The 25,154-nt window shown below is 60.9% G+C and carries 20 protein-coding genes; all 20 read left to right on the top strand.

What is annotated here, in order from left to right; translation table 11 throughout:
- Positions 1-278 precede the first annotated feature (278 nt).
- The 20 genes from HMPREF2942_RS00510 (at position 279) to rpsO (ending at position 24,801) form a co-directional block, all read left to right on the top strand.
- Positions 279-1,133: a hypothetical protein gene (locus tag HMPREF2942_RS00510; RefSeq protein ID WP_070687902.1), complete on the top strand. Its 855-nt coding sequence runs from the start codon at positions 279-281 to the stop codon at positions 1,131-1,133.
- Positions 1,134-1,330: 197 nt separating this feature from the next.
- On the top strand, positions 1,331-2,401 hold the full coding sequence (locus HMPREF2942_RS00515; protein ID WP_070687904.1) for an efflux RND transporter periplasmic adaptor subunit: 1,071 nt from the start codon (positions 1,331-1,333) through the stop codon (positions 2,399-2,401).
- Positions 2,402-2,410: 9 nt separating this feature from the next.
- A complete protein-coding gene (locus tag HMPREF2942_RS00520) occupies positions 2,411-4,459 on the top strand; it encodes an ABC transporter ATP-binding protein/permease (RefSeq protein ID WP_070687905.1) in 2,049 nt (682 codons plus the stop codon).
- 254 nt (positions 4,460-4,713) lie between these two features.
- Positions 4,714-6,069, top strand: a complete 1,356-nt coding sequence (locus HMPREF2942_RS00525; RefSeq protein WP_049328003.1) for a M50 family metallopeptidase — start codon at positions 4,714-4,716, stop codon at positions 6,067-6,069.
- A gap of 139 nt (positions 6,070-6,208) precedes the next feature.
- Positions 6,209-7,351 (top strand): flavodoxin-dependent (E)-4-hydroxy-3-methylbut-2-enyl-diphosphate synthase, encoded by a 1,143-nt coding sequence (gene ispG, locus HMPREF2942_RS00530; protein WP_044142245.1) that lies wholly within the window; start codon positions 6,209-6,211, stop codon positions 7,349-7,351.
- A 194-nt stretch (positions 7,352-7,545) separates the two neighbouring features.
- Positions 7,546-8,856 (top strand): GNAT family N-acetyltransferase, encoded by a 1,311-nt coding sequence (locus tag HMPREF2942_RS00535; RefSeq protein WP_070687907.1) that lies wholly within the window; start codon positions 7,546-7,548, stop codon positions 8,854-8,856.
- A 111-nt stretch (positions 8,857-8,967) separates the two neighbouring features.
- A complete protein-coding gene (locus HMPREF2942_RS00540; RefSeq protein WP_049341693.1) occupies positions 8,968-10,800 on the top strand; it encodes a proline--tRNA ligase in 1,833 nt (610 codons plus the stop codon).
- Between the two features lie 100 nt (positions 10,801-10,900).
- Positions 10,901-11,572 carry a ribosome maturation factor RimP gene (rimP, locus tag HMPREF2942_RS00545; protein WP_049341694.1) on the top strand — a complete coding sequence of 224 codons (672 nt, stop codon included), beginning with the start codon at positions 10,901-10,903 and terminating at the stop codon, positions 11,570-11,572.
- 109 nt (positions 11,573-11,681) lie between these two features.
- Positions 11,682-12,779 carry a transcription termination factor NusA gene (gene nusA / locus HMPREF2942_RS00550; RefSeq protein ID WP_049328007.1) on the top strand — a complete coding sequence of 366 codons (1,098 nt, stop codon included), beginning with the start codon at positions 11,682-11,684 and terminating at the stop codon, positions 12,777-12,779.
- 251 nt (positions 12,780-13,030) lie between these two features.
- A complete protein-coding gene (locus HMPREF2942_RS00555) occupies positions 13,031-13,372 on the top strand; it encodes a YlxR family protein (protein ID WP_049341695.1) in 342 nt (113 codons plus the stop codon).
- Between the two features lie 219 nt (positions 13,373-13,591).
- Positions 13,592-16,453, top strand: a complete 2,862-nt coding sequence (gene infB / locus HMPREF2942_RS00560; RefSeq protein WP_049355113.1) for a translation initiation factor IF-2 — start codon at positions 13,592-13,594, stop codon at positions 16,451-16,453.
- A 174-nt stretch (positions 16,454-16,627) separates the two neighbouring features.
- On the top strand, positions 16,628-17,068 hold the full coding sequence (gene rbfA / locus HMPREF2942_RS00565; RefSeq protein ID WP_005507090.1) for a 30S ribosome-binding factor RbfA: 441 nt from the start codon (positions 16,628-16,630) through the stop codon (positions 17,066-17,068).
- The gene (truB, locus tag HMPREF2942_RS00570) at positions 17,069-18,166 is read left to right on the top strand and encodes a tRNA pseudouridine(55) synthase TruB (protein ID WP_070687909.1); all 1,098 of its coding nucleotides are present in this window, start codon (positions 17,069-17,071) and stop codon (positions 18,164-18,166) included.
- 221 nt (positions 18,167-18,387) lie between these two features.
- Positions 18,388-19,125 carry a DUF4345 domain-containing protein gene (locus HMPREF2942_RS00575; RefSeq protein ID WP_049338490.1) on the top strand — a complete coding sequence of 246 codons (738 nt, stop codon included), beginning with the start codon at positions 18,388-18,390 and terminating at the stop codon, positions 19,123-19,125.
- A gap of 262 nt (positions 19,126-19,387) precedes the next feature.
- Positions 19,388-20,404 (top strand): bifunctional riboflavin kinase/FAD synthetase, encoded by a 1,017-nt coding sequence (locus tag HMPREF2942_RS00580; protein ID WP_070687911.1) that lies wholly within the window; start codon positions 19,388-19,390, stop codon positions 20,402-20,404.
- Positions 20,405-20,664: 260 nt separating this feature from the next.
- Positions 20,665-21,123 (top strand): S-ribosylhomocysteine lyase, encoded by a 459-nt coding sequence (locus HMPREF2942_RS00585; protein WP_005507094.1) that lies wholly within the window; start codon positions 20,665-20,667, stop codon positions 21,121-21,123.
- A complete protein-coding gene (mtnN, locus tag HMPREF2942_RS00590; protein ID WP_049341700.1) occupies positions 21,123-22,016 on the top strand; it encodes a 5'-methylthioadenosine/S-adenosylhomocysteine nucleosidase in 894 nt (297 codons plus the stop codon). Before HMPREF2942_RS00585 ends, mtnN begins: the two co-directional genes overlap by 1 nt.
- Before the next feature lie 233 nt (positions 22,017-22,249).
- The gene (locus HMPREF2942_RS00595; protein WP_049344379.1) at positions 22,250-22,588 is read left to right on the top strand and encodes a hypothetical protein; all 339 of its coding nucleotides are present in this window, start codon (positions 22,250-22,252) and stop codon (positions 22,586-22,588) included.
- 252 nt (positions 22,589-22,840) lie between these two features.
- Positions 22,841-24,268, top strand: a complete 1,428-nt coding sequence (locus HMPREF2942_RS00600; protein WP_070687913.1) for an amino acid permease — start codon at positions 22,841-22,843, stop codon at positions 24,266-24,268.
- A 263-nt stretch (positions 24,269-24,531) separates the two neighbouring features.
- The gene (gene rpsO / locus HMPREF2942_RS00605; RefSeq protein WP_005507098.1) at positions 24,532-24,801 is read left to right on the top strand and encodes a 30S ribosomal protein S15; all 270 of its coding nucleotides are present in this window, start codon (positions 24,532-24,534) and stop codon (positions 24,799-24,801) included.
- The last annotated feature ends 353 nt before the right edge of the window (positions 24,802-25,154 follow it).

Raw genomic sequence — 25,154 nt, forward strand, 5'->3', positions numbered from 1 at the left:
GTGCCCCTGCGTAGGCGCGGAGGAAATATGCGGCGTGCCTCCCCAAACGCTATGGTGCAGAATGAGGACGAACACCGCCCCTCCAGCCGTATCCCGATTGAGAAACATACGGCGTGCCATCCCCACCAGAGAGGCGAGGATAAACACCGTCCCCCCTTGCCTCCCCCCCCGGCGCATAGTAGGCTAGTGTTCAAATCATCTTCTCTCAAGGGCAAACAACGAAGAGCCCCTGAACGAGCGGACAAAGATGCAGCTATATTTCACGAGGAAGTGCCCCTATGCGTCGACAGAACACCCTACGAACCCTCGCCGGGGCTCTACTCCCGCTGACCCTGGCGCTTAGCTCCTGCGCATCCGGGCAGCCCAGTGCCGACTCCTCGGCGTCCGCTAACGCTGAGAAGGCGTATAGCGCCTCCAAGAGCCCCGATAGTCAAGCTATCGAAAAAGTAGAGAACCTCGCCTCGCTTTCTGACAACGTTGTTCGTGCCTACCAGCGTTCCCTGAGCCAGTGCATGACTGAACGCGGATTCCCGAACTACAAGGTTCCTGCAGGAAAAACTGAAATCCCGTTGCTTCTGCATGCTGATCTTGAACCTCTCACCGTTGCGGACGCCCGCGCTCGCGGATACGAAGAGCGCTACTCTGCGGCTACTACAGCACTGGAAGAGCAGAGCCGTACTATGAGCGACGCTGAAATGCAGGCTCTTAACGGTACTGAAGGAAAGGGCGGTTGCCAACAAGAAGCCACCCGTGCAGTCTTTGGTTCAGAAGAATCCCGCGCGACCATACGAAGGGTCCACATTACCGCGGTTCACTACCTCAACAACGACGCAATCTTCAAAGACCTTGAGCCTGCCACCGAGAAGTGGGCACAGTGTATGAAGGAACGCTTTGGGGGAGACTACACCACGCCGGTTATGGCTCGCGAACAGTACCGCCAGAACAACCAAGACACCCACGAACTGGCGATTAACGATGCGACCTGCCGTGAAGCAACCGGGCTGGATGCCGAACAGCGAAAGATTGCTATCGCTTACCTGAGTTCCTTCCTCGAAAAGGAGCAGGGCCTCATCGAACAGGTGACCACCGCCAAGAAAACTGCTGAAGAGAACGCCCGAAAGATTCTGAGCTAATCCTGCGGACTAATCAGACCGGACTAACCAGAACAGGCGTACAGAGTAGCTGCAACGGCTACACCTCATCACAGCGTATTGTGCCCGGCACGTATCCCCGTGCCGGGCACAAGCTAACCCCACACGGCATCGCCGCCCCTAAGCCCAAACGGCACAGACAATAGCGTTCCCACACGCGCACCCAAAGAAGGGACACCATGAGCGCCACCCCCACCCGCCAGAAGAAAACCCTCTGGCTCTACGGCATTATCGCCCTGCTCCTCATCATCACCGTCGGCACGCTCATCAGCGCCCAAAACATCAAAACCACCGCCCAAAAAGACGCAGAAGCGGCACCCCCGGACCCCTCCACCATCAAACACGGTGACACCGTTGGCAACGGCACCCTCATCGCAGAAGTCAACGGTGAACCGCTCATCACCCTCACCGGCGGCTTCGCGCTCTACCGCGACCTCAAACTCGACGACAGCGGCCCCGACGCCGCACTCCTCAACGAGGCACTAACCGCCATGGGACGCCAGGGCCCGCAGCCCGCGCGCATCACCGAAGACACCTACGAGGCTCTCAACAACCTCCTCGACAGCCTCGGCTACGCGCCCGTCAAGACTGACCAGCCCATTCCCGCCCGCTACTTCCTCATCATCAACCGTGCCGGAGTCGTCACCGGCAACCCCCGCGCAACCGGCGCTATCGCAGATGGTCCCGTAGCCACCATCGCAGAAGGTAACAAGACTCTCAGCTGCACCGGAACCACCGGCAGGCTCACCCCCGAAGCTCGTAGCGGTCAGAAGGTAACCGTGCCCTCCCTCGGCGATACTGAGTACGTCGCAACCCTCGGATACAAGAACACCACCGAAGCCGCCGGTGCCGCAGGCAACAGCCAGGCCGGTCGCCAGGCCAACGGCGCAGAAGGCGCGGCTGGCTCCAACCTCAACGGCGCAGCAGGTGCGGCAGGAAGCACCGAAGGGGAACGCATCCTCACCCTCGACGTAGGGGATAAGGCGGACAGCCTCCGAGGCGCCGTCAACGCGGAACTCACCCTCGAAGAAACCCCCGAAGCGCACCTGGTTGTACCCTCATCGGCGCTCTACACCCGTGACGGACAGACCCGAGTCATCGTGCTCGGCCCCGAAAGCTCCAACGGATCGAAGACCCGCGAAGAACGCGAGGTAACCGTTACCGTCATCAGCAACGCCAACGGCAAGAACGCCGTCACCGGTGACCTGCACGAAGGCGACAGCGTCAAAATCATGCGCGAGAAAAAGTAGGGAGTAGACATGACTGACTCCCGCGCCGCTCACGCGCACCCACCAGCCTATAGCGTCGATATTCAGGGAGTGTCCCAGCACTTTATGCAGGGTGACACCCGAATTGACGTGCTCAAAAATATTGACCTGAAAGTCCGCTACGGAGAAGTCGTCGCAATCCTGGGACCGTCCGGCAGCGGCAAATCAACCCTGCTGAACATCCTCGGTCTGCTCAGCATGCCCGCCTCCGGCAGCTACCTGCTGGACGGTACAGACACCGCAACCTTCAACGCGGCACAGCGAGCTGAAGCGCGCCTGGACAACATCGGTTTCGTCTTCCAGGCGTTCCACCTCATCGAGCATAAGAACGTGTACCGCAACGTTGAGCTACCGCTCATCTACCGTGGCGTGCCCAAAGCGGAGCGAGCGCAACGTGTTGCGGATACTCTCGCCCTGCTGGGGTTGAGCCACCGGACGGATGCACCCATCACCACTCTCTCAGGCGGTGAAAAGCAGCGTGTAGCTATTGCTCGTGCGCTCATTGGGGAACCGGCGTTGCTGCTCTGCGATGAGCCGACCGGCTCGCTGGATGAAGAGCTCACCCGCGAAGTCATTGACCTGCTCCGCGAATGTACGGGCGATCAGCAAAGCACAATTGTGATTACTCACGACCCGCTCGTGGCGGAGCACTGCGACCGGGTGCTACGTATGCACGAGGGGCAGCTCATCGAGCAGGATGCACAGCGGCAGGAAGAAACGACCGACCGCGCGTCTCTGAACCTGCCTAGCTTTGCTGAGGAACAAGTTTCTAAGCCGCAGGGCAGTGGGCGTGCACCCTGGGCGCTCGCCTCCCTCAAAGAAGCCTGGGACGCTACCGTGCACCGGGTGAGGCGCAATATCTTCACCATGCTTGGTGTGGTGCTGGGTATCGCTTCGCTCGTGCTGACCGTTGGTCTGACCGCCACCATTTCTGGGCAGTTGGCTGACAGCTTCGACATTTTTAGGGCTAAGCACCTGACGATAAGCTCGACCCGAACCGAATCCATGAGCCGCGGTGAACTATTGAGCCTGGCGGCGAGCGAGAATTATCGGCGTGTTAGCCAGCTGAACGGAGTGACCGGTACCGCGCTGGTGGATCAGCTGGATGAATCCACCGATATTCAGCGCGGCCCCGACAACTTCGGTGAGCGCGGTGCTAACGTGACGGCTGCCGTCCGTGCGGCAACCCCCAGCATCTTTAGCGTGCAGGGTCATGAACTGGTGTGGGGCCGCACTTTCGACGAGGGGCATGTGGAGCGGAACGATAAGGTCGTGGTGCTCAGCGAAAGCGTGATGCGCCAGCTTGCGCTGCCCTATAGCCCCGGAGTTACGGTCTATATTCACGATGAGCCGTACACCGTCATCGGCGTGGTGCGGGAGAATCCCTCGCTGACTCTGTCGTACGGTTCGGTCTACCTGCCTCTGGGCGCGAAGCCTGGTGCCGATCTTGAAGAAGCACAGCCCGCTGCCGGTGGCGGTGCCGTTGCGGCGCAGACCGGTAAGCGTTCCACTCAGATTGTGGTGAGTACTGTTGCCGGTGCCGCAAACCAGATTGCGGAGGAAGCACCGTACGCGCTCTCGCCGGAACGTCCCGCTCTGTATAGCGTGAGTGTTCCGCCGGAGCCGAAGACCCTTCGTGAGGCTGTCGACCAGCAGCAACGCACTATGCTTCTTGCGATGAGCGTTATTACCCTCGTAATTGGTGCGATGGGCATTATGAATACGTTCCTGGTTGCGGTGATGGAGCGTCGCCGTGAGGTTGGTTTGCGTCTGGCTATTGGTATGCGCCCTTCGGGTATTCTGCTGCAGTTCTCGGCGGAGGCGCTGCTGACCGGTATCCTGGGTGCTGTGGCTGGTATTGTGCTGGCGGTTAACGGCATCTCGATTGTGTCTTTGCTGAACCATTGGACGCCGATTATTAGTGCTGACACTATCCTGTTGGGCCTGGGTGCTGGCGCACTGGTTGGCGTGTTGGCTGGTCTGTACCCGGCGGCGAAGGCTTCGCGTATTGATCCGGCTCAGACCCTGGCGGCAGGCTAGTCGCGCTGAGCAGGTGCTGAGGGGCGGTGTCGTCCGTAGTGACATCAGGGTGCCCGAAGCGAAGCGAGGGCGGGTGCCCCTGTAGGAACGAGGACGAACACCGTCCCTCCACATGCCCGCACCTCACCGGAGGAAGGGTATAGCGTACCCACCCACACCGTCCTGCATAGTCACATGAGGCGGGGGAGGGCGCCTTCACAGGCTAAGCGAGTATCCTAGAAGCTTCGTATCCCCGAACCGAAACGAGAAAAAGCGTGGAAATCCTGCTGTACGCTGTGGGCATTATCCTCATGGCAATCGCTATTGCCGTCTCGATTGCCCTGCACGAGGTGGGGCATCTGGTGCCCGCGAAGCTGTTCAATGTGCGCGTTCCGCAGTACATGATTGGCTTCGGTAAGACCGTGTTCTCTTTCCGCCGCGGCGAGACCGAGTACGGTTTCAAGGCGATCCCGTTGGGCGGTTACATTTCGATGATTGGCATGTACCCGCCGAGCCCTGCTGAGGTGAAGGAGCACCATGAGGAGGGCCATTCGGGCAGTACCAGCCCGTTTGCGTCCTTGGCTGAGGAGGCTCGTGCGGCGGATGCTGAGCGCCTGAAGCCCGGTGATGAGGACCGCCTGTTCTATAAGTTGCCGGTGCTCAAGCGCATGGTGATTATGCTGGGTGGCCCGACCATGAACCTGCTGATTGGTGTGGTGTGTACTGCTGTGCTGATTTGTGGTTTTGGTACGGCGCAGGTGACGAATAAGGTGTCGGCGGTGTCTGAGTGCGTGCCGAGCGTGAATGTTACTCATGATTCGATTAGCTATGGCGAGTGTACGGATAAGTCCACTCCGTCGCCTGCGAAGGCTGCTGGTGTGCAGGTGGGTGACCGTGTGGTTGCTGTGAATGGTGCGTCGACGGGTTCGTGGGAGGCTGTGTCTTCGGCGATTCGTGCGGCGGGTTCTCACCCGAGCACTTTGACGGTGGAGCGTAATGGTCAGCGTCTGGATTTGTCGGTGACTCCGGTTGAGATGATCCGCCCGGTTTCTGATGGTAAGGGCCAGTATGCGCGTGCTGCGGACGGTTCGATTGCGACGACTCGTGGCGGTTTTGTGGGTGTTTCGCCGTCGAGTGAGTTGGTGCCGGGTTCTATTACTGAGGTGCCTGCGATGGTGGGCGATACGCTCTCGCGCGTGGGTTCGTCGATGTTGTCGTTGCCGCAGCGTGTGTGGGAGTTGACGGTGACTTTGGTGACTGGTGGTGAGCGTAGTGTTGAGTCGCCGGTGTCTGTGGTTGGTGTGAGTCGTATTGCTGGTGAGGTGACGGCTACTGACCGTATTGATGTGAAGGCGAAGGCTGCGATGTTGGTCTCGCTGGTGGCGAATATGAATTTGATGCTTTTTGCGTTTAATCTGATTCCGCTTCTGCCTCTGGATGGTGGCCACGTGTTGGGTGCCCTCTGGGAGGGTGTGCGTCGTTTCTTTGCGCGTTTGACTGGGCGTAAGGATCCGGGTCCGTTTGATCCGGTGAAGTTGTTGCCGTTGACGTATGTGGTGGCTGGCGCGTTCATTGTGATGTCTGTCATTCTGATTGTGGCGGATATTGTTAAGCCCATCACCCTGTTTTAGTGTGTTGTTGCACGCGGTAAGGGTACCCGTATTAGTGGTTTCTTTCGCGTCAGTGGCACAATAAAAAGTTGAACGAAGGATGCGTCGTACGTCCTTCATAACCCATGTATGGAGGAAAACCTTGTCGGTCAGCCTTGGTATGCCGAAGCCCGCTCCCGCGGTTCTGTCCCCGCGTCGTAAGACTCGCCAGTTTAAGGTGGGTTCTGTCGGTGTTGGTTCTGAATCTCCGATTTCGGTGCAGTCGATGACGACCACTAAGACCCACGACATTGGTGCGACTCTGCAGCAGATTGCTGAGTTGACCGCTGCCGGTTGCGATATTGTGCGTGTGGCGTGCCCGACTGATAAGGATGCGGAGGCTCTGCCCATTATTGCGAAGCAGTCCCGTATTCCGGTGATTGCTGATATTCACTTCCAGCCGAAGTACGTGTATGCGGCTATTCAGGCTGGTTGCGGTGCTGTGCGTGTGAACCCGGGTAATATCCGTAAGTTCGATGACCAGGTGAAGGAAATCGCTCAGATGGCTTCGGACCACGGCGTTTCTCTGCGTATTGGTGTGAATGCTGGTTCGCTGGATAAGCGTCTGTTGGAGAAGTACGGTAAGGCTACTCCGGAGGCTCTGGTTGAGTCTGCTGTGTGGGAGGCTTCGCTCTTTGAGGAGCACGGTTTCCGTGATTTCAAGATTTCTGTGAAGCATAATGACCCTGTGGTGATGGTGGAGGCGTACCGTCAGCTGGCTGAGCGCGGTGACTGGCCCCTGCATCTGGGTGTGACTGAGGCTGGTCCGGCGTTCCAGGGCACTATTAAGAGCTCGGTGGCGTTCGGTACTCTGCTGTCTCAGGGTATTGGCGATACTATTCGCGTGTCGCTGTCTGCTCCTCCGGTTGAGGAGGTGAAGGTGGGCACCAAGATCCTGGAGTCGCTGAACCTTCGCCCCCGCAAGCTGGATATCGTGTCTTGCCCGTCGTGTGGTCGTGCGCAGGTGAACGTGTGGGAGCTTGCTGAGAACGTGACTAAGGGCCTGGAGCACATGAAGGTTCCGCTGCGTGTTGCCGTGATGGGTTGCGTGGTGAACGGTCCGGGTGAGGCTCGTGAGGCTGACCTGGGTGTGGCGTCCGGTAACGGTAAGGGCCAGATTTTCGTGAAGGGTGAGGTCATTAAGACTGTGCCTGAGGATCAGATTGTTGAGACTCTGATTGAAGAGGCGACCCGTATTGCTGCTGAGATGGAGGCTTCGGGCGAGTATGTTCCCGAGGGTTCCCCGGCTGTTTCGGTGAGCTAGTTAGCTTTTGTGCGCGGAGGCGCCCTGGTGAGGGCGCCTCCGCGCTTTTCCGGTTATGTCCGGTTATGGTGGTGGCGGGCTTGGTGCTTGCCGCTGCCGGTTGTGGCCGCCTGATTCGGCTACTTTTTCGGGGGTGCGTGTCCCCGTGTTTTCACTTATTTTTTTGTCGCTCATTCTCTATCACTCAACAGGTCATGTTCACTCTTTTTTCTCGCCGCCGTAAGGCTAATCGTGCCCGGCGTGCTGCTGTTTCGTCTGCTGCTGTTTCGTCGATGGATTCTTCCCCTATGCCTGATCGCGTGAAGGAACACGTTTTTGCTCTGGATGCTCGGTGGTGCGATGAGCTGGAGGAGGTCCTGTTCAGCGACCCGGTCCCGAATCTGTACTCCATTGAGCATTATTTGGCGTGCCCTCTTCCGGTGAGGTCCCCGCGTATTCCGCTACACTACTATCAGGGCTTTGTGGGTTGTGCGCGTGACGGGCAGTTGTGCTGTGTGCTGCTGTTGGGTTCGAATGTGGTGCCGGTGCGGCTGTGCGGTGCCGCAATTGAACATGTCGCAGTTGAACATGTCGCTGTTGAACATGCTGAGCACGATGTGGATTCTCCCGTTGCTGAAGCGGCGGATGCCACCACCCTGGACACTCCCGCCCTGGACACAGTGGCGCTGGATGCTACGGCGCTCGCGCATCGTGACGCGCTGGCTCAGCTGCTACTGCAGGTGGGTTCTCGCCTGGATTCCATGTTCGGTGAGAGCGCCTTCGTGATGCCCCTGTGGACGCGCATGCAGGAGCTGTGCGAGCAGACTCGCAGCGGTAAGAGCCCGCTACTGCAGATGCTGCAGCCGAGCCTGGGCGACGGTTGCGATCACCGTGCGCGGGTTCTGTCGGAGCGTCCCAATCAACCGCTGCTGTATCTGCCGCCGGAGAAGGACCTCGCCCGCTTCTACGAGGCGGAGCTTCCTGAGCTGCCGGCGCACCTGCCCGCGCCTCTCAAACCCGTGCCCATCAAACCCAGGCCCCTCAAGCCGGGGGAGAGTCCCGCCGGCGCTGTCCAATTCAGCGGTGAGGCTGCCGGGTATGCGCGCCTTGCCACCTCCGCGGACCTGGGGGAGCTTCTGCCCGCCGCGGCCGCCATGTTCACCGAGGAGGTCGGCTTCGACCCGATTGCCCGCTACGGTGACGGCTATGCGGCGCGCCTGCGCACGCTCATTGCCGGTCAGCGCAGCGCCATTGTCGCCGATGTGAACGGGCGGGTGATCTTCAAGGCGGATGCGGGCATCGTGAACCTGGACGCCGCGCAGGTGCAGGGCGTGTGGCTGCATCCGGACTACCGCGGCTACGGGCTGGCTAAGCCGTTCTTTGCCGCCGCCGCGCAGGTTCTGCAGCGCCGCTACCCGCATTTGAGCCTGTACGTGAACGACTACAACGCCCGTGCTCTTGCCATGTATCGGGGGACCGGTTGGGAGCAGATTGGGCAGTTCTCGACCATCATTTTTGAGCGCTAAACACGCCGAACCCTAAAACGCTATAAAATTAAAGACGACTGTGCCTATTTACGGCTCACCCGGTGAGCCTCGGGCACCCTACCTAAACCTATCGACCTTTCAAGGAGAATCGTGGTACTTCGCCTTTCCAACCTCTTCGTGCGCACTCTGCGCGAGGACCCCGTAGACGCTGAGGTCGCCAGCCACAAGCTGCTGGTCCGCGCCGGTTATATCCGCCGCGCAGCCCCCGGCGTGTACACCTGGCTGCCCCTGGGCCTGAAGGTACTGCGCAAGGTCGAGAGCATCATCCGCGAAGAGATGGACGCCATTGGTGCGCAGGAAGTTCACTTCCCCGCACTGCTGCCCCGCGAACCCTACGAGGCAACCAACCGCTGGGACGAGTACGGTGACAACCTCTTCCGCCTCAAGGACCGCAAGGGTGCAGACATGTTGCTGGCCCCCACTCACGAGGAAATGTTCACCCTGCTGGTTAAGGACCTGTACTCCTCCTACAAGGACCTGCCTGTTTACCTGTACCAGATTCAGACCAAGTACCGCGACGAGGCGCGCCCCCGCGCGGGTCTGCTGCGCGGCCGCGAGTTCGTCATGAAGGACTCCTACTCCTTCAACATTGACGATGAGGGCCTGAACGAGGCGTACATGGCTCACCGTGCCGCCTACCAGCGCATCTTTGAGCGCCTGGGCCTGGAGATTGTCATTGTGACCGCACAGTCCGGCGCGATGGGTGGCTCCCGCAGTGAAGAGTTCCTGCACCCGACCCCCATCGGTGAGGACACCTTCGTGCGTTCCGCAGGCGGATACGCGGCAAACGTTGAGGCCGTCACCACCGTGGTTCCCGAGGAAATCGAAATCACCGAGGACACCCCGGCGGCACTCGTTGTGGACACCCCCGACTCCGCCACCATTGAGACCCTGGTGGAGCGCATGAACGAACTGCACTCCGAGGTTATCGGCGGCACCCTGGATGCTTCGCAGACCCTCAAGTGCTTCCTGGGCACCGTCATCACCCCCTCCGGCGAGCGTAAGGTCTTCGCCGTGGGCGTTCCCGGCGACCGTGCCGTGGACCTGGGCCGCGTTGAGGTCAACATCGGCGCCCTTCTGGGCATCGGCGGCGAGGTTGAGGTTGAGGCAGCCAGCGAAGAGGACCTGAAGGCATACCCGCAGCTGGTCAAGGGCTACATTGGCCCCGGCCTGAGCCTGGACGCTCCCCTTTTCGGTGCGCACACTGAGGACGAGGATGCGGTAGCTTCCGCAACCGGCATTCCCTTCTTCGTTGACCCCCGCGTGGTGCGCGGTACCCGCTGGGTGACCGGCGCAAACGAAGAGGGCAAGCACGTGGCGAACCTGGTCTTCGGCCGCGACTTCACCGCCGACGGCGTGATCGAGGCGTGCGAGGTGCGCGAAGGCGACCCGGCACCGGACGGCTCCGGCGAGCTGGTGGCAGCCCGCGGTATCGAGATGGGCCACATCTTCGCCCTGGGCCGCAAGTACGCTGAGGCACTGGGTCTGAAGGTTCTGGATCAGAACGGCAAGCTGCAGACCGTGACCATGGGCTCCTACGGCGTGGGCGTGACCCGCGCACTGGCTGCTATCGCCGAGGGCAACCACGACGAGAAGGGCCTGATTTGGCCGCGTAACCTGGCACCGGCAGACGTGCACATTGTCATCACCGGCAAGGACGCAGCATCCCACGAGTACGCTGAAGAGCTCAGCGCATCCCTGGAATCCGCCGGCCTGCAGGTCATGCTGGATGACCGCCCGAAGACCAGCCCCGGCGTGAAGTTCGGCGACGCCGAGCTGCTGGGTGTGCCCACCATCCTGGTGATTGGTCGCGGCTTCAAGGACGGCGTGCTGGAACTGAAGGATCGCCGCAGCGGTGAGGCTCGCGAGGTGTCCGTCGAGAATGCGGTGGCTGAGGTCATCGCTGAGGTGCGCGGCGCCTAAGGTGCGCCACTAGCCCGCAGAGACGTATAACCGTTGCCACCTGCCCCGCCTCCTAAGAGGTGGGGCAGGGTAGGCGGCGGAAGAATGAAAGAAGAGAACTATGGCATACAAGCCGAAGCGTTCTGGCTCTAAGAAGAGCGCCCCGAATGCGCGCGCGCGCCGTGCCGCATCCCGCGTGGCGAATGGTGTGAACACTCCCCGCACTCGCGTTGAGAGCGAGCCCGTGGTGGAGGCACCGGTGCGCGTGGGTACCCGCGCAATTCGTGAGGAAGAGGTTGCCGAGGCGATTGCCCCGGTTATCTCCGAGTTCTCGCTGGTGCTGGAGGGCCTGAAGATTTCGGGCCCGGCGGCGAACCGTACCGTGAAGATTACGGTGGACTACACCGCTGAGCGTACCGATTCGCTGTCGCTGGATTCCCTCGCGGAGATTTCCGGTGCGATTTCGAGCGCCCTGGACCGTGCGGATGAAAACGACGAGTTCTTCCCCTACGAGCTGGAGGTGTCCTCGCCCGGTGCTACCCGCGCCCTGACTGAGCGCCGCCACTGGGAGCGTGCCCGTACCCGCCTGATTGCGGTCACCGCACCCGACGGCACCGAGTACCTGGCGCGTCTGCACGAGGTGCAGGATGAGGGTCCGGTGCTGGCTCGTAAGAAGAACACGAAGAAGGGCCAGAAGGAGTCGTACCACGAGCCGAGCTTGCTTCCGTGGGAAAATATTGCTTCTGCTCACGTCGAGATTGACTTCAATTCGCCCGCTGAGCCGGTAGAATAGAGTTATTAAAGCTTCAGGCACGGGGTGTTCCGTGTCAGGTATATACCGTTCGGGAGCCGGGGCGCATTGAGCGTCCCGGCGCCGTGCTAACTGGGAAAGGCTGAAAAGCGTGGAGGATATTAAAACTATTGACCTGGGCGCACTGCGCGCATTGGCGAAGCAGCGCTCTCTCGTCATGGAGGAGCTCTTCACCCTGGTTGAGAACGCCCTGCTGCTCGCGTACATGAAGCAGCCCGGCGCCATTAAGGGTTCTCGTGCCGTCATCGACCACACCACCGGCGAGTTCGTCATTCTGGCTCCTGAGCTTGATGAGGACAACCAGAAGATTGACGAGTTCGACGATACCCCGAACAACTTTGGCCGTATCGCTGCCGCAACCGTCCGTCAGGTGCTTTCGCAGCGTCTGCGTGACGCTGAGGACGCATCCGTTCTGGGTGAGTTCAAGGACCGTGAGGGCACCCTGGTGTCCGGCGTGATTCAGCAGGGCAACAACCCGCGTATGGTTCAGGTTGACCTGGGCACCGTTGAAGCTGTTCTGCCCAGCAATGAGCAGGTTCCGGGCGAGAAGTACCCGCACGGCTCCCGCCTGCGCGCCTACCTGGTTGAGGCTCGCCGCGGCCCCAAGGGCCCCTCGATTGTGGTTTCTCGTTCGCACCCGAACCTGGTTCTGCGCCTGTTCGAGCACGAGGTTCCCGAAATCTCTGAGGGCCTGGTTTCCATTAACTCCATCGCACGTGAAGCTGGTCACCGCTCCAAGATTGCTGTGTCCGCGAAGAACCCGACCATTAACGCTAAGGGTGCGTGCATCGGCGATATGGGTGCCCGCGTGCGTGCGGTTGCTGCCGAGCTGAACGACGAGAAGATTGACATTGTCGACTACTCGACCGATCCGGCAACCTTCATCGCTGCGGCACTGTCCCCGGCGAAGGTCACCGAGGTCATTATCGCGAACCCGCGTGAGTATTCCGCTCGTGCCGTGGTTCCGGATGACCAGCTGTCCCTGGCTATCGGCCGTGAGGGTCAGAATGCGCGTCTGGCAGCGAAGCTGACCGGCTGGCGTATCGATATTCTCTCCGAGTCCAAGTACGCTCAGGTTCGTGCCGAGGAAGAGGTTGCAGCTCGCGTGGCTCGTAGCCTGGCTGAAGAAGCTTCCGCTGAGAAGGCAATTGAAGAAGCAGCAGAAGAGTCCGCACAGGACGCTGAATAAGCATTAGCCCCGGTGAGGGGCGTATCCCGCGGCATATCCTTTTGATGCAGGCGCAAGAGATCGGGCAGCAACGTGCCCGGTGTTCTTGCGCCTGCGTCACAGTTTTGCCCATGATTCTTAAAAACGGGATACACTATTAAGATGTGCCGGTGCGTAACCGGGCGCTTTATCGTGCCCTCACGCGCACCGGATAGAGCATCACGAATGTACTGCGAACGCGGTTCTACACACGCTAGAGAGGGGAGAGGACCATGAGCAATCACGACCTCACCGCAACCTCCGAAGCGTTTGAAGGACCGGTCCGCACCTGCATCGGATGCCGTGCCCGCGATGAACAGCGCAACCTGCTGCGCATCGCCCGCACACCCGTCACGTCTGCTACCGAGCAGGCGGACACCCCGCCCTATCAGCCCGATACGGCGGGAACTATGCCCGGACGAGGCGCTTGGATCCATCCGAGCGAAAAGTGCGTAGCCGCTCTGCAGAAAAAGAACGGTCTGGCGCGCGCCTTCAAAAAAGCGGTCCCTGCAGCCCAGCTGCAGGCGTGCTGTGAGCAGATTCGAGCCGTTATTGCGGACTCGACCCCCTCATAGACGCTTTTCGGGTATATGCCCTCTGTAAGTCAACGAGTTTGACGACTTCTTATCTGAAAGCGAGTCAGAAAACTGATGGATATCTAATGAGTGCCGCGAAATGAGTACCCTTTCGTGCTCACCCACCGGCAATTTCACGAATTGGCGCGCCTTCGGGCGTGCACCCCGTAAACATTAGTGTCCGCACCATTCCCGGTGCGGACCGGGAATGGAGAAAATTTGGCTCAGCCTCGAGTACACGAGTTTGCTAAAGAAGTAGGCGTACCTTCCAAGGAAGTTATTGCCAAGCTTAAGGATATGGGCGAGTTCGTTAAGAGCTCCTCTTCCACCCTGAACCCCATGGTTCTGAAGAAGCTGCGCGCGGAATTCCCCGCCGCAGCCGCTAAGCCTGCCGCAAAGGCAGCACCCGCGGAGTCGGCAGCTAAGCCTGCCGCTAAGCCGGCACCCAAGCCCGCAGCAGCAAAGCCCGCCGCTAAGCCTGCGGCAGCCCCCAAGCCCGCAGCGGCAAAGCCTGCCGCTAAGCCGGCACCTAAGCCTGCAGCTAAGCCTGTCGCAGCTGAGAGCGCAGCTCCCAAGCCTGCAGCAGCTAAGCCCGCCGCAAAGCCGGCAGCAGCACCCAAGCCCGGCGGCCCCCGCCCGGGTAACAACCCCTTCGCATCCCAGCAGGGCATGGCACGCCCCGAGGCTGCACCGAAGCCGGCAGCACCCAAGCCTGCCGCTCCGAAGCCCGGCCCCAAGCCCGGTCCTCGCCCCGGTAACAACCCCTTCGCATCCCAGCAGGGTATGAAGCGTGGCGGCGGCGACTCCCAGCGTTCCGGCGGTCCCCGTCCGGCACGTAACGGTCGTCCCGGTGGCAACGGTGGCGCACGCCCCGGCGGTAACGGCGGTCCCCGCCCCGCAGGTGGCGCACGTCCCGGTGGTAACGGTGGCCCCCGTCCGGCAGCTGGCGCACGTCCCGGTGCACCCCGTCCGGCTGGTGGCGGCGGCGCACGCCCGAACCCCTCGATGATGCCCAAGGTTTCCAACGTTGGTGGCGGCGCGTCCGGTTCCAACAACGGCGGCGGTAACGGCGGCGGCGCACGTCGCGGCGGCGGTTCCGGCGGCTTCAACCGCGGTCCGGGTCGTCCCGGCCCCGGCGGTCGCGGTAATGCACAGGGTGCATTCGGTCGCGGTGGCTCCAAGCGTAAGGGCCGCAAGTCCAAGGCAGCTCGCCGCCATGAGCAGGAGCAGCTGAACGCACCGGCACCCGGTGGCGTGGTTGTTCCTCGCGGCGACGGCTCGACCGAGATTCGTCTGCGCCGTGGCGCGTCCATCATGGACTTCGCTGAGAAGATTGGCGCAAACCCGGCATCGCTGATTACGGTTCTCTTCCACCTGGGTGAGATGGCTACCCAGACTCAGTCCCTGGACGAGGAGACCTTCGAGCTGCTGGGTGCCGAACTGGGCTACGTCATCAAGATCGTTTCCCCGGAGGATGAGGAGCGCGAGCTGCTCGAGTCCTTCGACATCAACCTCGAAGCCGAAGCAGAAGCTGAGGGCGAGGACGTTCTGGAGGTTCGTCCCCCGGTTGTTACCGTCATGGGTCACGTTGACCACGGTAAGACCCGCCTGCTGGACGCTATCCGTAACACCAACGTCATTGAGGGTGAAGCCGGCGGCATTACCCAGCACATTGGTGCATACCAGGTCCACACCACCGTTGAGGGTGAAGACCGCGCGATTACCTTCATCGATACCCCCGGTCACGAGGCGTTCACCGCTATGCGTGCCCGTGGTGCGAAGGTCACCGACGTGGCAATCCTCGTGGTCGCAGCTGATGACGGCGTTATGCCCCAGACCGTTGAAGCACTGAACCACGCACAGGCAGCTAACGTGCCGATCGTGGTTGCTGTGAACAAGATCGATAAGGAAGGCGCGTCCCCGGACAAGATCCGTGGTCAGCTCACCGAGTACGGTCTGATCCCCGAAGAGTACGGTGGCGACACCATGTTCGTGGACGTCTCCGCTCGCAACGGCACCAACATCGACGAGCTGCTTGAGGCTGTCACCCTGACCGCTGACGTGCTCGAACTGACCGCTAACCCGAACAAGGAAGCGCGCGGCGTTGCTATTGAAGCAAACCTGGACAAGGGCCGCGGTGCGGTTTCCACCGTCCTGGTTCAGTCCGGTACCCTGCACGTCGGTGACGCTATCGTTGCCGGTGTTGCTCACGGTCGCGTTCGTGCAATGTTCGATGAGAACGGTCAGGCTGTGAAGGAAGCTGGCCCGTCCCGCCCCGTTCAGGTGCTGGGTCTGTCCACCGTTCCTCGTGCAGGCGACACCTTCCTCTCCACCGAGGAAGAGCGTACCGCTCGTCAGATTGCTGAGAAGCGTGAGGCTGCTGATCGTAACGCTCAGCTGGCTAAGCGTCGTAAGCGCGTGACCCTCGAGTCCTTCGACGCCGCTGTGGCTGAGGGCAAGATGGACACCCTGAACCTGATTATTAAGGGTGACGTCTCCGGTGCTGTGGAAGCACTGGAAGAGTCCCTGATGAAGATCGACGCCGGTGGCGACGAGGTTCAGCTGCGCGTCATCCACCGCGGTGTGGGTGCTATTACCCAGAACGACGTGAACCTGGCTACCGTGGACAACGCGGTCATCATCGGCTTCAACGTCCGCCCGGCAGAGCGCGTTGCAGAACTTGCCGACCGCGAAGGCGTCGAGATGAAGTTCTACTCGGTCATCTACCGTGCGATTGAGGAAATTGAGCAGGCCGTCAAGGGTATGCTCAAGCCCGAGTACGAGGAAGTGGAGCTCGGCTCCGCAGAGATCCGTGAGGTCTTCCGCTCCTCCAAGTGGGGCAACATCGCAGGTTCAATCGTCAAGAACGGCATCATCAAGCGCAACGCCAAGGCACGCCTGGTGCGCGACGGTTCCGTGGTGGCAGACAACCTCACCATCGAGTCGCTGCGTCGTTTCAAGGACGACGCTACCGAGGTTCGCGAAGGTTTCGAGTGTGGTATTGGCCTCGGCTCCTTCAACGACATCAAGGAAGGCGACATTATCGAGACTTGGGAGATGCGCGAAAAGCCGCGTGTCTAAGACTCACACGCTGATGCGCCCGTCACCCGCTAGTGTTCCCGCACCCGCAGGCTTCTAAAACTTAGAGCCTGCGGGGCGGATGCTGGCGGGGCGGGCGCTTCCGCATTACCTGGAACGCCTCCGTAACACCCCGAGTGTTCGCGGAAGGCGCCACGATATTTCAAGGAGAAACACATGGCTGATGCAGCCCGCGCGGCACGACTTGCCGACCGCATCAAGGTAATTGTGGCGAAGGCGCTGGAGCGTCGTGTTAAGGATCCCCGCCTCGGTTTTGTGACCATTACCGATGCCCGCGTGACCAACGACCTGCAGCACGCAACCCTGTACTACACCGTGTTCGGCTCCGAAGAGGACGCCGCAAACACCAAGAAGGCGCTGGAATCCGCTAAGGGTATTCTGCGCGCCGAGGTGGGTAAGAACATCACAGCCCGCCTGACCCCCACCCTGACTTTCGTCGCTGATGAGGTTCCCGAGAACGCCTTCCACATTGAGGCGCTTCTGCGTGAGACTCGCGAGCGCGACGCCGCCCTGGCTGCTGCAGCTGAGGGTGCCGAGTACGCTGGTGAGGCTGACCCCTACAAGAAGGATGAGCCTGCCGAGGGTGAGGACGCCTAAGTGGCGAAGAAGCAACCTCAGGGCCCGTCCGGCCTGATGGTCATTGATAAGCCCGCCGGGATGAGCAGCCACGACGCAGTCTCTCAGATGCGTCGTATTGCTGGTACCCGGCGGGTTGGTCACGCCGGTACGCTGGATCCCGCCGCGACCGGCGTGCTGATTTTGGGCATCAATAAGGCGACCAAGCTGCTGACCTACTTGGTCGGTCAGGATAAAACCTATGACGCGACGATTCGCCTGGGCATTGAGACGCTGACTGAGGACGCCGAGGGCGAGCACACCGCCGCGCATCCTGGTGCCGTTGAGGCGCTGACCGGTTTGAACGCTGAGCAGATGCGTGCGCGCATCCTGGAGGCTGTGGCGCAGCTCAGCGGCGATATTCTGCAGGTTCCTTCTGCGGTGTCCGCTATCAAGATCAACGGTGTTCGCTCGTATGCGCGTGTGCGTAGCGGTGAGCAGGTTGAGTTGGCGGCGCGTCCGGTGACGATTAGCGAGTTCACGGTACATTCCATCAACCCTGGTTTTGCCGAGTACGTGATTGAGGACCCCGAGAACGAGGGCGAACACGCGGCAACCTCGGTTCCCGTGATTGACTGCAAGGTGACGGTTTCGTGCTCTTCGGGCACCTATATTCGTGCCCTGGCGCGTGATCTGGGCAAGATTCTGGGCACCGGTGGCCACCTGACGGCTCTTCGCCGTACCCGTGTGGGCGCGGTGGTGCTTGAGGATGCCGCCGATTTGGCGCAGTTGAAGCAGCGCCGTGAAGAGTCGGATGCACCGCTGGAAGATTTGCCGCTGCTTCCCCTGGAGGAGGCAGCACGCCGCATCTTTGGTGCGCGTGAGCTCTCTGCCGCGGAGGCGAGCGATATTTCTTACGGCCGTCGTATTAGCCCCAGCGGTGACGGGTCCGTGGTGAAGCGTTCCGTGCACGCGAGCGCGGATGAGTCCGGCGCGGTGCAGCATGCCAGCGTTGAGGGTATTGTGGCGGGCTTCGCCCCGGACGGTACCCTGGTTGCCCTCCTGGAGAATAAGAAGCAGCGCGGGAAGGTGCAGGCCGCCCCGGTGCTGGTTTTTGAGGCGAATCGTTCCTTCAACTAGGCGTTGAGGGCTTATGATGGGCGAAGAGGGTTCGGCGTTTGCGCCTGCCCACACCTGATTCCTTCAAGCCTGATTCCTCAAGCCTGATTGATCCAGTGCCTATTGAATATGCGCCCTACCGAATGTGCGCCCCCTATTCATTCAACACGCTAACGTAAACAACCCCTGAACACACATGACTACTCGTGCGGGTGCCGCCCGGCCCTGCTGAAGGAGAGAAGATGAGCGAGAACCAGAGCTCTGCTAAGAAGGCGAGTGAGCCTCGTACCGCGCCGGTACCCCGAGTGGAGTCTGCACAGGCTGAAGCTACCGTAACCGGGGCTGCTACTCAGAGCGGTGCCGCGAAGGCTGCCGGTGCTAAGAACGCTGAGCCTATTTCTGCGGCGAAGGCACCCGAGGGTGTTCGCGTAGCCGCACCGGCGTCCGGCGATAAGGCGTCGCAGAAGGCCGATAAGAAGGCTGAGAAGAAGGCAACCCGCGAGGCGTTTGCCCGCCCCAAGAGCCTTGAGGAGGCGGCTAAGCCTCAGAACCGTGCGGCGTTCCGCGCGGCGGTGGCGCTGTACGGTCTGTTCATGATTGCGTACGGTGTGTGGCAGGTTCTGGGCGGTGTCCGCGTCATTCCGGATGCGCCTCAGGACTTTGCGAACGCCTCGGTGCAGTCGAACTACGTGTTCTTCGCGGCAGCCTATGTGGGTGTGGGCCTGTCCTTCGTGTTCATTGCCCTGAAGTTCAAGTGGGTGAACATGCTCGTGTTCTCCTGCCTGGTGGTTTTCTTGGGCGGCGTGGGTCGTATCCTGTCGTGGGCGTTCTTCGGCACCCCGCACTGGTCGCTGATCGTGCTGATGGTGACTGAGCTTGTGATTCCTCCGTGCCTGCTGGTGTGGTACGGCTGGATTAACAAGTCCAATAAGATTCGCGAGGAGATGCTGAAGGCTTCTCGTAACCAGGCTCGTAAGTAGTCGTAACGCCCGGGAAGGTTCCTGCCGCACGGTGGGGTGCCTGCCCGGGCTTTCTTATGGGTGGGTGCTGCGCATGGATTTTCCAGGTGCTGAGGCTGCACAGTTGCGTGTTAGATACCCCGCCGCATCCGCAAAAGTGGGGGAGAAGGCACCGCCTGCGAGGGGCGCCGTTCCATTCCCTGTTGATTCCCGTTTTGAATTCTGCATCCTGCCGCCTGTGGTCTAGGATGGATAGGTACATTTATCTTTTTCAGGAGAGCCCGTGACCCTCTACACCGCTTTGAGCGAGGTCCCCGCCGGCTACGGCCCCTCGGTCGTGACCATCGGCAATTTTGACGGCGTGCACCGTGGACATGCCCGCGTGATTTCGCGCGTGGTCTCCCTTGCTGAAGAGCACGGTTTGAGCTCTATCGCGGTCTCTTTTGACCCGCACCCGATGCAGGTGCACCGTCCCGAGGTGACCCACCACGACATCATGGGTCAGGGCTCGCGCCGCTACTTCATGTGCCTGCTGGGCCTGAACGACTACCTGCTGCTGAACTACAACCTGGAGTTCGCTGCGCAGACCCCCGAAGAGTTCGTGAAGACCACCTTCGTGGATGCGCTGAACGCGCGTTTCGTGGTCATTGGTGACGACGTGCGCTTTGGCAAGAACAACTCCGGCGACCTGAACACCATGCGTGAGCTGGGGGAGAAGTACGGCTTCGAGGTCGTGGTCGTTGAGGACCTGATGGTGGATGAGAACACCCGCTGCTCCTCGACCCGCATCCGCCAGCTGCTGTTGGAGGGCGATATGCCCGCCGCAACCGAGCTGCTGGGCCGCCACCACATGATGGCTGGTGAGGTCGTACACGGTCTGGCGCGCGGCCGCGAGTTGGGCTTCCCGACCGCGAACCTTGAGCTTGAGGCGCGCGGCCTGATTCCCGCCGACGGCGTGTACGCCGGCTGGCTCGTGGATGAACACGGTAACCGTCACCCCTCCGCTATTTCGGTGGGTACCAACCCGACCTTTGACGGTATTGAGCACCGCCAGGTTGAGGCGCACGTGATTGACCGTCCCGAGGAGCGCGTGGAGGATTTCAACCTGTACGGTCAGCGTGTGCTCATTGAGTTCGTGAAGCGTCTGCGTCCGATGGTGGCGTACACCGGTGTTGAGGCGCTGATTGAGCAGATTAACGATGACGTGGTGCAGACCCGCGAGGTGCTGGCTGAGGATGCGAAGAACTACTGTCCGCCGGAGTGCCCGGTACAGGCGGAAGTGAAGCATCCTCATCTCTAGAGCAACAGCCTGCGCTCATAGCTTTTGCCTTTAACGGCTTTGAAGCCCCGACGGCAGATTTTCGGATCTGCCGCGGGGCCTTTGCGTACCCGACCGGATGCGCAAAAGCGGGCACCTTCTTCGCACCTGACCGCCCGCGCCTTCCGACGAAACCTCGTGCCCCGCACGCCTTGACGTTCTGCGCTGCACGCCTTGACGTTCTGCGCCTCCCGTGAGGCACCCCTGTTTTAGTCGTCCCCGTTTTAAGAGAAGATAGAGTCATGGAAAAAATGAACGTCGAATCCTTCAACCTCGACCACCGCGCCGTGGCGGCACCCTACGTGCGTATCGCGGACCGCAAGGTTCTGCCCGGTGGCGACACCCTCATCAAGTACGATATCCGCTTCACTCAGCCGAACACCGCGCACCTGGAAATGCCGACTGTGCACTCCATCGAGCACCTGAGCGCCGAGCACATGCGCAACCACACCGACCGTCTGATTGACTTCTCCCCGATGGGCTGCCAGACCGGTTTCTACGCGCTGACCCTGGGCCTGGAGCCCGAGGAGTTCTTCCCCATCCTGGAAGCAACCCTCAACGATATCCTCAACGCGACCGAGGTTCCGGCAGCGAACGAGGTGCAGTGCGGTTGGGGTGCCAACCACACCCTCGAAGGCGCGCAGGCTGCGGCTCGCGAGTTCCTCGCGGCACGCGATGAGTGGGCTCAGGTGATGGCGTAATGAGCGCACAGATCCCTGACGCTTTCGCATCCGCCTTCAACCCGGTGGACTTTGACCCGAACGCTTTCGACCCGGCTGAGGCGTTCAACAGCATGTTTGAGCTGATGGACGGCATGTCCAACGCCATCATTATTCAGGTGGCAATGGATGAGGAACTCGCACCTTTCCTGAAGGTGACCGAGGAGCTGCAGCCGTCCTTCACCGAGGGGGCGGCGGTATTCCATCCGCGTTACCTGCAGGTGGGTGAGGACCAGGTTCCGCTGCTGCTGGTTCGCTCCAAGATCGGTCTGGTGAACGCGGCGAGCGCCGTCACCGAGGCGATCAGCTACTCCTCGAACTGCCTGGGCGTCATTAGCGCAGGTACCGCCGGCGGTTTGGCTCGCGGCATTAACGTGGGCGACGTGCTGATTGGCGAGAACTACACCTACACTGACGCCGACGCGACCGCCTTCGGTTACGCGCGCGGCCAGGTTCCGGGCATGCCCGAAAGCTACGACGGCCAGGCGGACGAGTGGCAGGATGCTCTGGAGCATGCGCTCGCCGCACTTGAGCCGGTGCGTGAGCAGGCTGAGAGCGTGTGGGAGGTGCGCCGCGGCCAGATGCTGGCGGGTAACTCCTTCGTAACCGCCCACAACGTGAAGGACACCCGCGAGGCGTTCGAGGGCGCCATCAGCACCGATATGGAGACCACCGCTATTGCGCAGGTCTGCCACAACTACGAGATTCCGTTTATCGGAGTGCGTTGCGTGTCTGATCTGTGCGGCCCGGAGGCTGACCAGGACTTCCACCTCTCCGTGGACGTGGTGGCTCCTCGTTCGGCTCGTTACGCGCTGCAGCTGGCCGCTGAGCTGTGGACCGAGGCGCAGCTGGAGGCGCTGGAGCTGGCTCTCTAAAGTTCTAGAGCATGCGGCACGATGTGAGCTCGCATGCGGCAAGTGCCGGGGCGTGAACCTGAATGGTTTGCGCCCCGCTCTTTGCGCCCCGGTCCTTTTATGCCGGTCTTTTTGTACTGGTTTTTGTACCCCAGTCTTTTTCTGATTAGGCACTTTGATGTACCCGGTCCGTAAGAAACGCAGAAATATTAACCGTGGTGAATATACATTCTGTGTGTCGTGGAGTACTATGAATGAGGAAACTGTCCGATCTCACAGAGGAGTACGTCGTGAAGTTCTGCCCGACTCTCGCCTCCGTCACCGGTCTGCTCGGTGGCTACAAGGTTGCATCTAGCACCGGCATCCGCCCGCTCGGTGGCGCTATCCTGGCACTGTGCGGTGCCGTGGCTTACAAGAATTGGAAGCGTAAGGCTGGCGCAGGCCGTGCCACCTTCCTCACCGCTGTCTACCTCGGCGCGTTCGGCGCCGCTCATCCGCTCGCCAAGAAGCTTGGCGCGTGGCCTGCAGTCTACACCGTGACTGCTGCAACCGCTCTGTGCTCTATCGTCATTGGACGTAAGCGACAGAAGTAGTCTTTGACGAAAAGACGGCGGAAAGGCAACGTTGCCTTCCCGCCGTCTTTTGCGTTCCCTCCCACCGTACCGGTTGGGTGGGGATGCGCCGGGGCGACGCGCGAAGGCAACACCTTCCGCGCAACGCCCCATTACTCGATGGGGAGTGAATCAACCGGTACCGCTCTCAGCCACCTGCTGAGCTGCGGCACCGCCCGATAAGTTTCCCCGCCACCGGCGGGTACACCCCACGAGGTAAAGGAAAAGAAGAAGATGAATACCACTCCGGACTCATCCCCGGTACAGCAGGGCGTAGCTGAGGCTACCTCCGAGAGCCCGCAGCTAGCGCGTGGACTCTCCCTGCGTCACATCATGTTCATCGCCCTCGGCTCCGCCATCGGCACCGGCCTGTTCTACGGTTCGGCATCCGCCATTCAGCTGGCGGGCCCCTCCGTGCTGCTTGCCTACGTTATTGGCGGCGCGGCAGTGTTCATGGTGATGCGCGCAATGGGCGAACTCGCCCTGGCGCACCCGGTCTCCGGAGCGTTCTCCGAATACGCGACCCGCTACCTTGGACGCTGGGCGGGTTTTGTGACCGGCTGGACCTACGCCCTGGAGATGGCGCTGGTCGCCATTGCGGACGTCACCGCCTTTGCCGTGTACATGAAGTTCTGGTTCCCGAACAGCCCCTCCTGGATTTGGATCGTCTCGGTTCTGCTGATTCTGCTCGCCATTAACCTGGCGAAGGTCAAGGCGTTCGGCGAAACCGAATTCTGGTTTACCCTCGTGAAGGTCAGCGCCATTGTCGCCATGATTGTTGGCGGTATCGCCCTGCTCTTCGTGGGTGTGCAGGCGCACGACTCCGTGGCGCCCTCCGTCACGAACCTCTGGGCTCTTGAAGGCGGCTTCTTCGCGAACGGATTTACCGGCTTCCTCGCCTGCTTTACCGTGGTGATGTTTGCCTTCGGTGGTATCGAGAACATCGGTATTGCCGCCGGTGAGGCGAAGGACCCGCGCACCTCGATTCCCAAGGCGATTCGCACGGTGCCGTTCCGCATCCTTATCTTCTACATTCTGACCCTGTCGGTCATCATGTCCCTGTACCCCTGGTACTCGGTGACGAAGGCGAACTCGCCGTTCGTGCAAATCTTTGAGGGCCTGGGCATTCCGGCTGCCGCTTCGATCATTCCGGCTGCCGCTTCGATTCTGAACGTGGTCATCATTACCGCCGCCATCTCTGCGCTGAACGCGGACGTGTACGGTGCCGGCCGCATGATGTACGGCCTGGCGAAGCAGAACCTGGCGCCGGCTTCCTTTGCGAAGGTCACGAAGAACGGCGCACCCTGGATGACCACCCTCATCATGGTGCTGGTCATGGCGGTTGGCGTAATCGTAAACGTGCTCTTCGAGAACGCCTTCGAGGTGGTTGCCTCCTTGGCAACCTTCGCGACCGTGTTCGTGTGGGTCATGATTCTGCTGGCGCACATTGCTTTCAAGCGTAGCGGTGCCGATACCGAGGCGCAGCCGGTGCGCCAGCCCCTGTGGCTGAGCTACCTGGCGTTGGCGTTCATGATCTTTATCGTGGTGCTCTTCGGCTGCTTCACCGATACCCAGCTGGCGCTGGTAATGGGCGCAATCTGGTGCCTGTTCTTGCTGGTCTACTACCGCCTCGTGGTTGTGCGCGCTCGCGCTGAAGCGTAAACATCGAATAAACGTAGAGCCCTCTGAATAAACGTAGAGCCCGGCGTGAGAACCCGGCTGTGAAGCCCAGCGACCGGTAGTGTGATGAGCTACCTGTCGCCGGGCTTCTGCTCACCCTTCCACGAAAGCGCCCCGGTAGCGTAGAATGGGAAGAACGCGTCTGCAGTCCGCAGTAGACGACGTGTATTTACAGGGCGTAAGCCCACCACCCGACGGCAACCGTCCGTACGGGACGTATGCGGTACTAACTCTAGGAGTTAAAAGTGGCACTGGATCCCGCTGTCAAGCAGGCAATCATCAAGGAATACGCAACCCACGAGGGCGACACCGGTTCGCCCGAGGTTCAGATTGCAGTTCTGTCTCGTCGTATCGCCGACCTGACCGAGCACCTGAAGTTCCACAAGCACGATCACCACTCCCGTCGTGGCCTGATGATCCTCGTTGGTCGTCGCCGCAACATGCTCGGCTACCTGAAGAGCGTCGACATCGAGCGTTACCGTTCGCTGATCGAGCGCCTGGGTCTGCGCCGATAAAACAGGAGCGTCTTGACGCTTTTGTGGTGATTAATCGCCTTTAGGCGGTGTGTGCGGACGTGCTGTCAGCACTACCAACCCTCCACCTCGGAGGCGGGTAGCGCCAGCGCGTCCGTACTGCCGCGTTGAGGGGCGCATCTTCCGCTCGCTAGATTCCAGCGCTAGATTCCAACGCTAGATTCACAGCGAGAAACCGGTAGAAGACGCCGTCCCACCTGAAAGAAAGAACAGAAGGCCGTACCGGCACACACGCCGCGGTCCTCGGTAGCGAATTACGGAACAACACCACCCCCGCAACCTCACCGACACACGTCGAGCATACGAAAAGGCGGGGGAGAGGTGCCGTGGTTTCC

This window comes from Rothia sp. HMSC071C12 (genome assembly GCF_001813895.1).
GTDB lineage: Bacteria > Actinomycetota > Actinomycetes > Actinomycetales > Micrococcaceae > Rothia > Rothia mucilaginosa.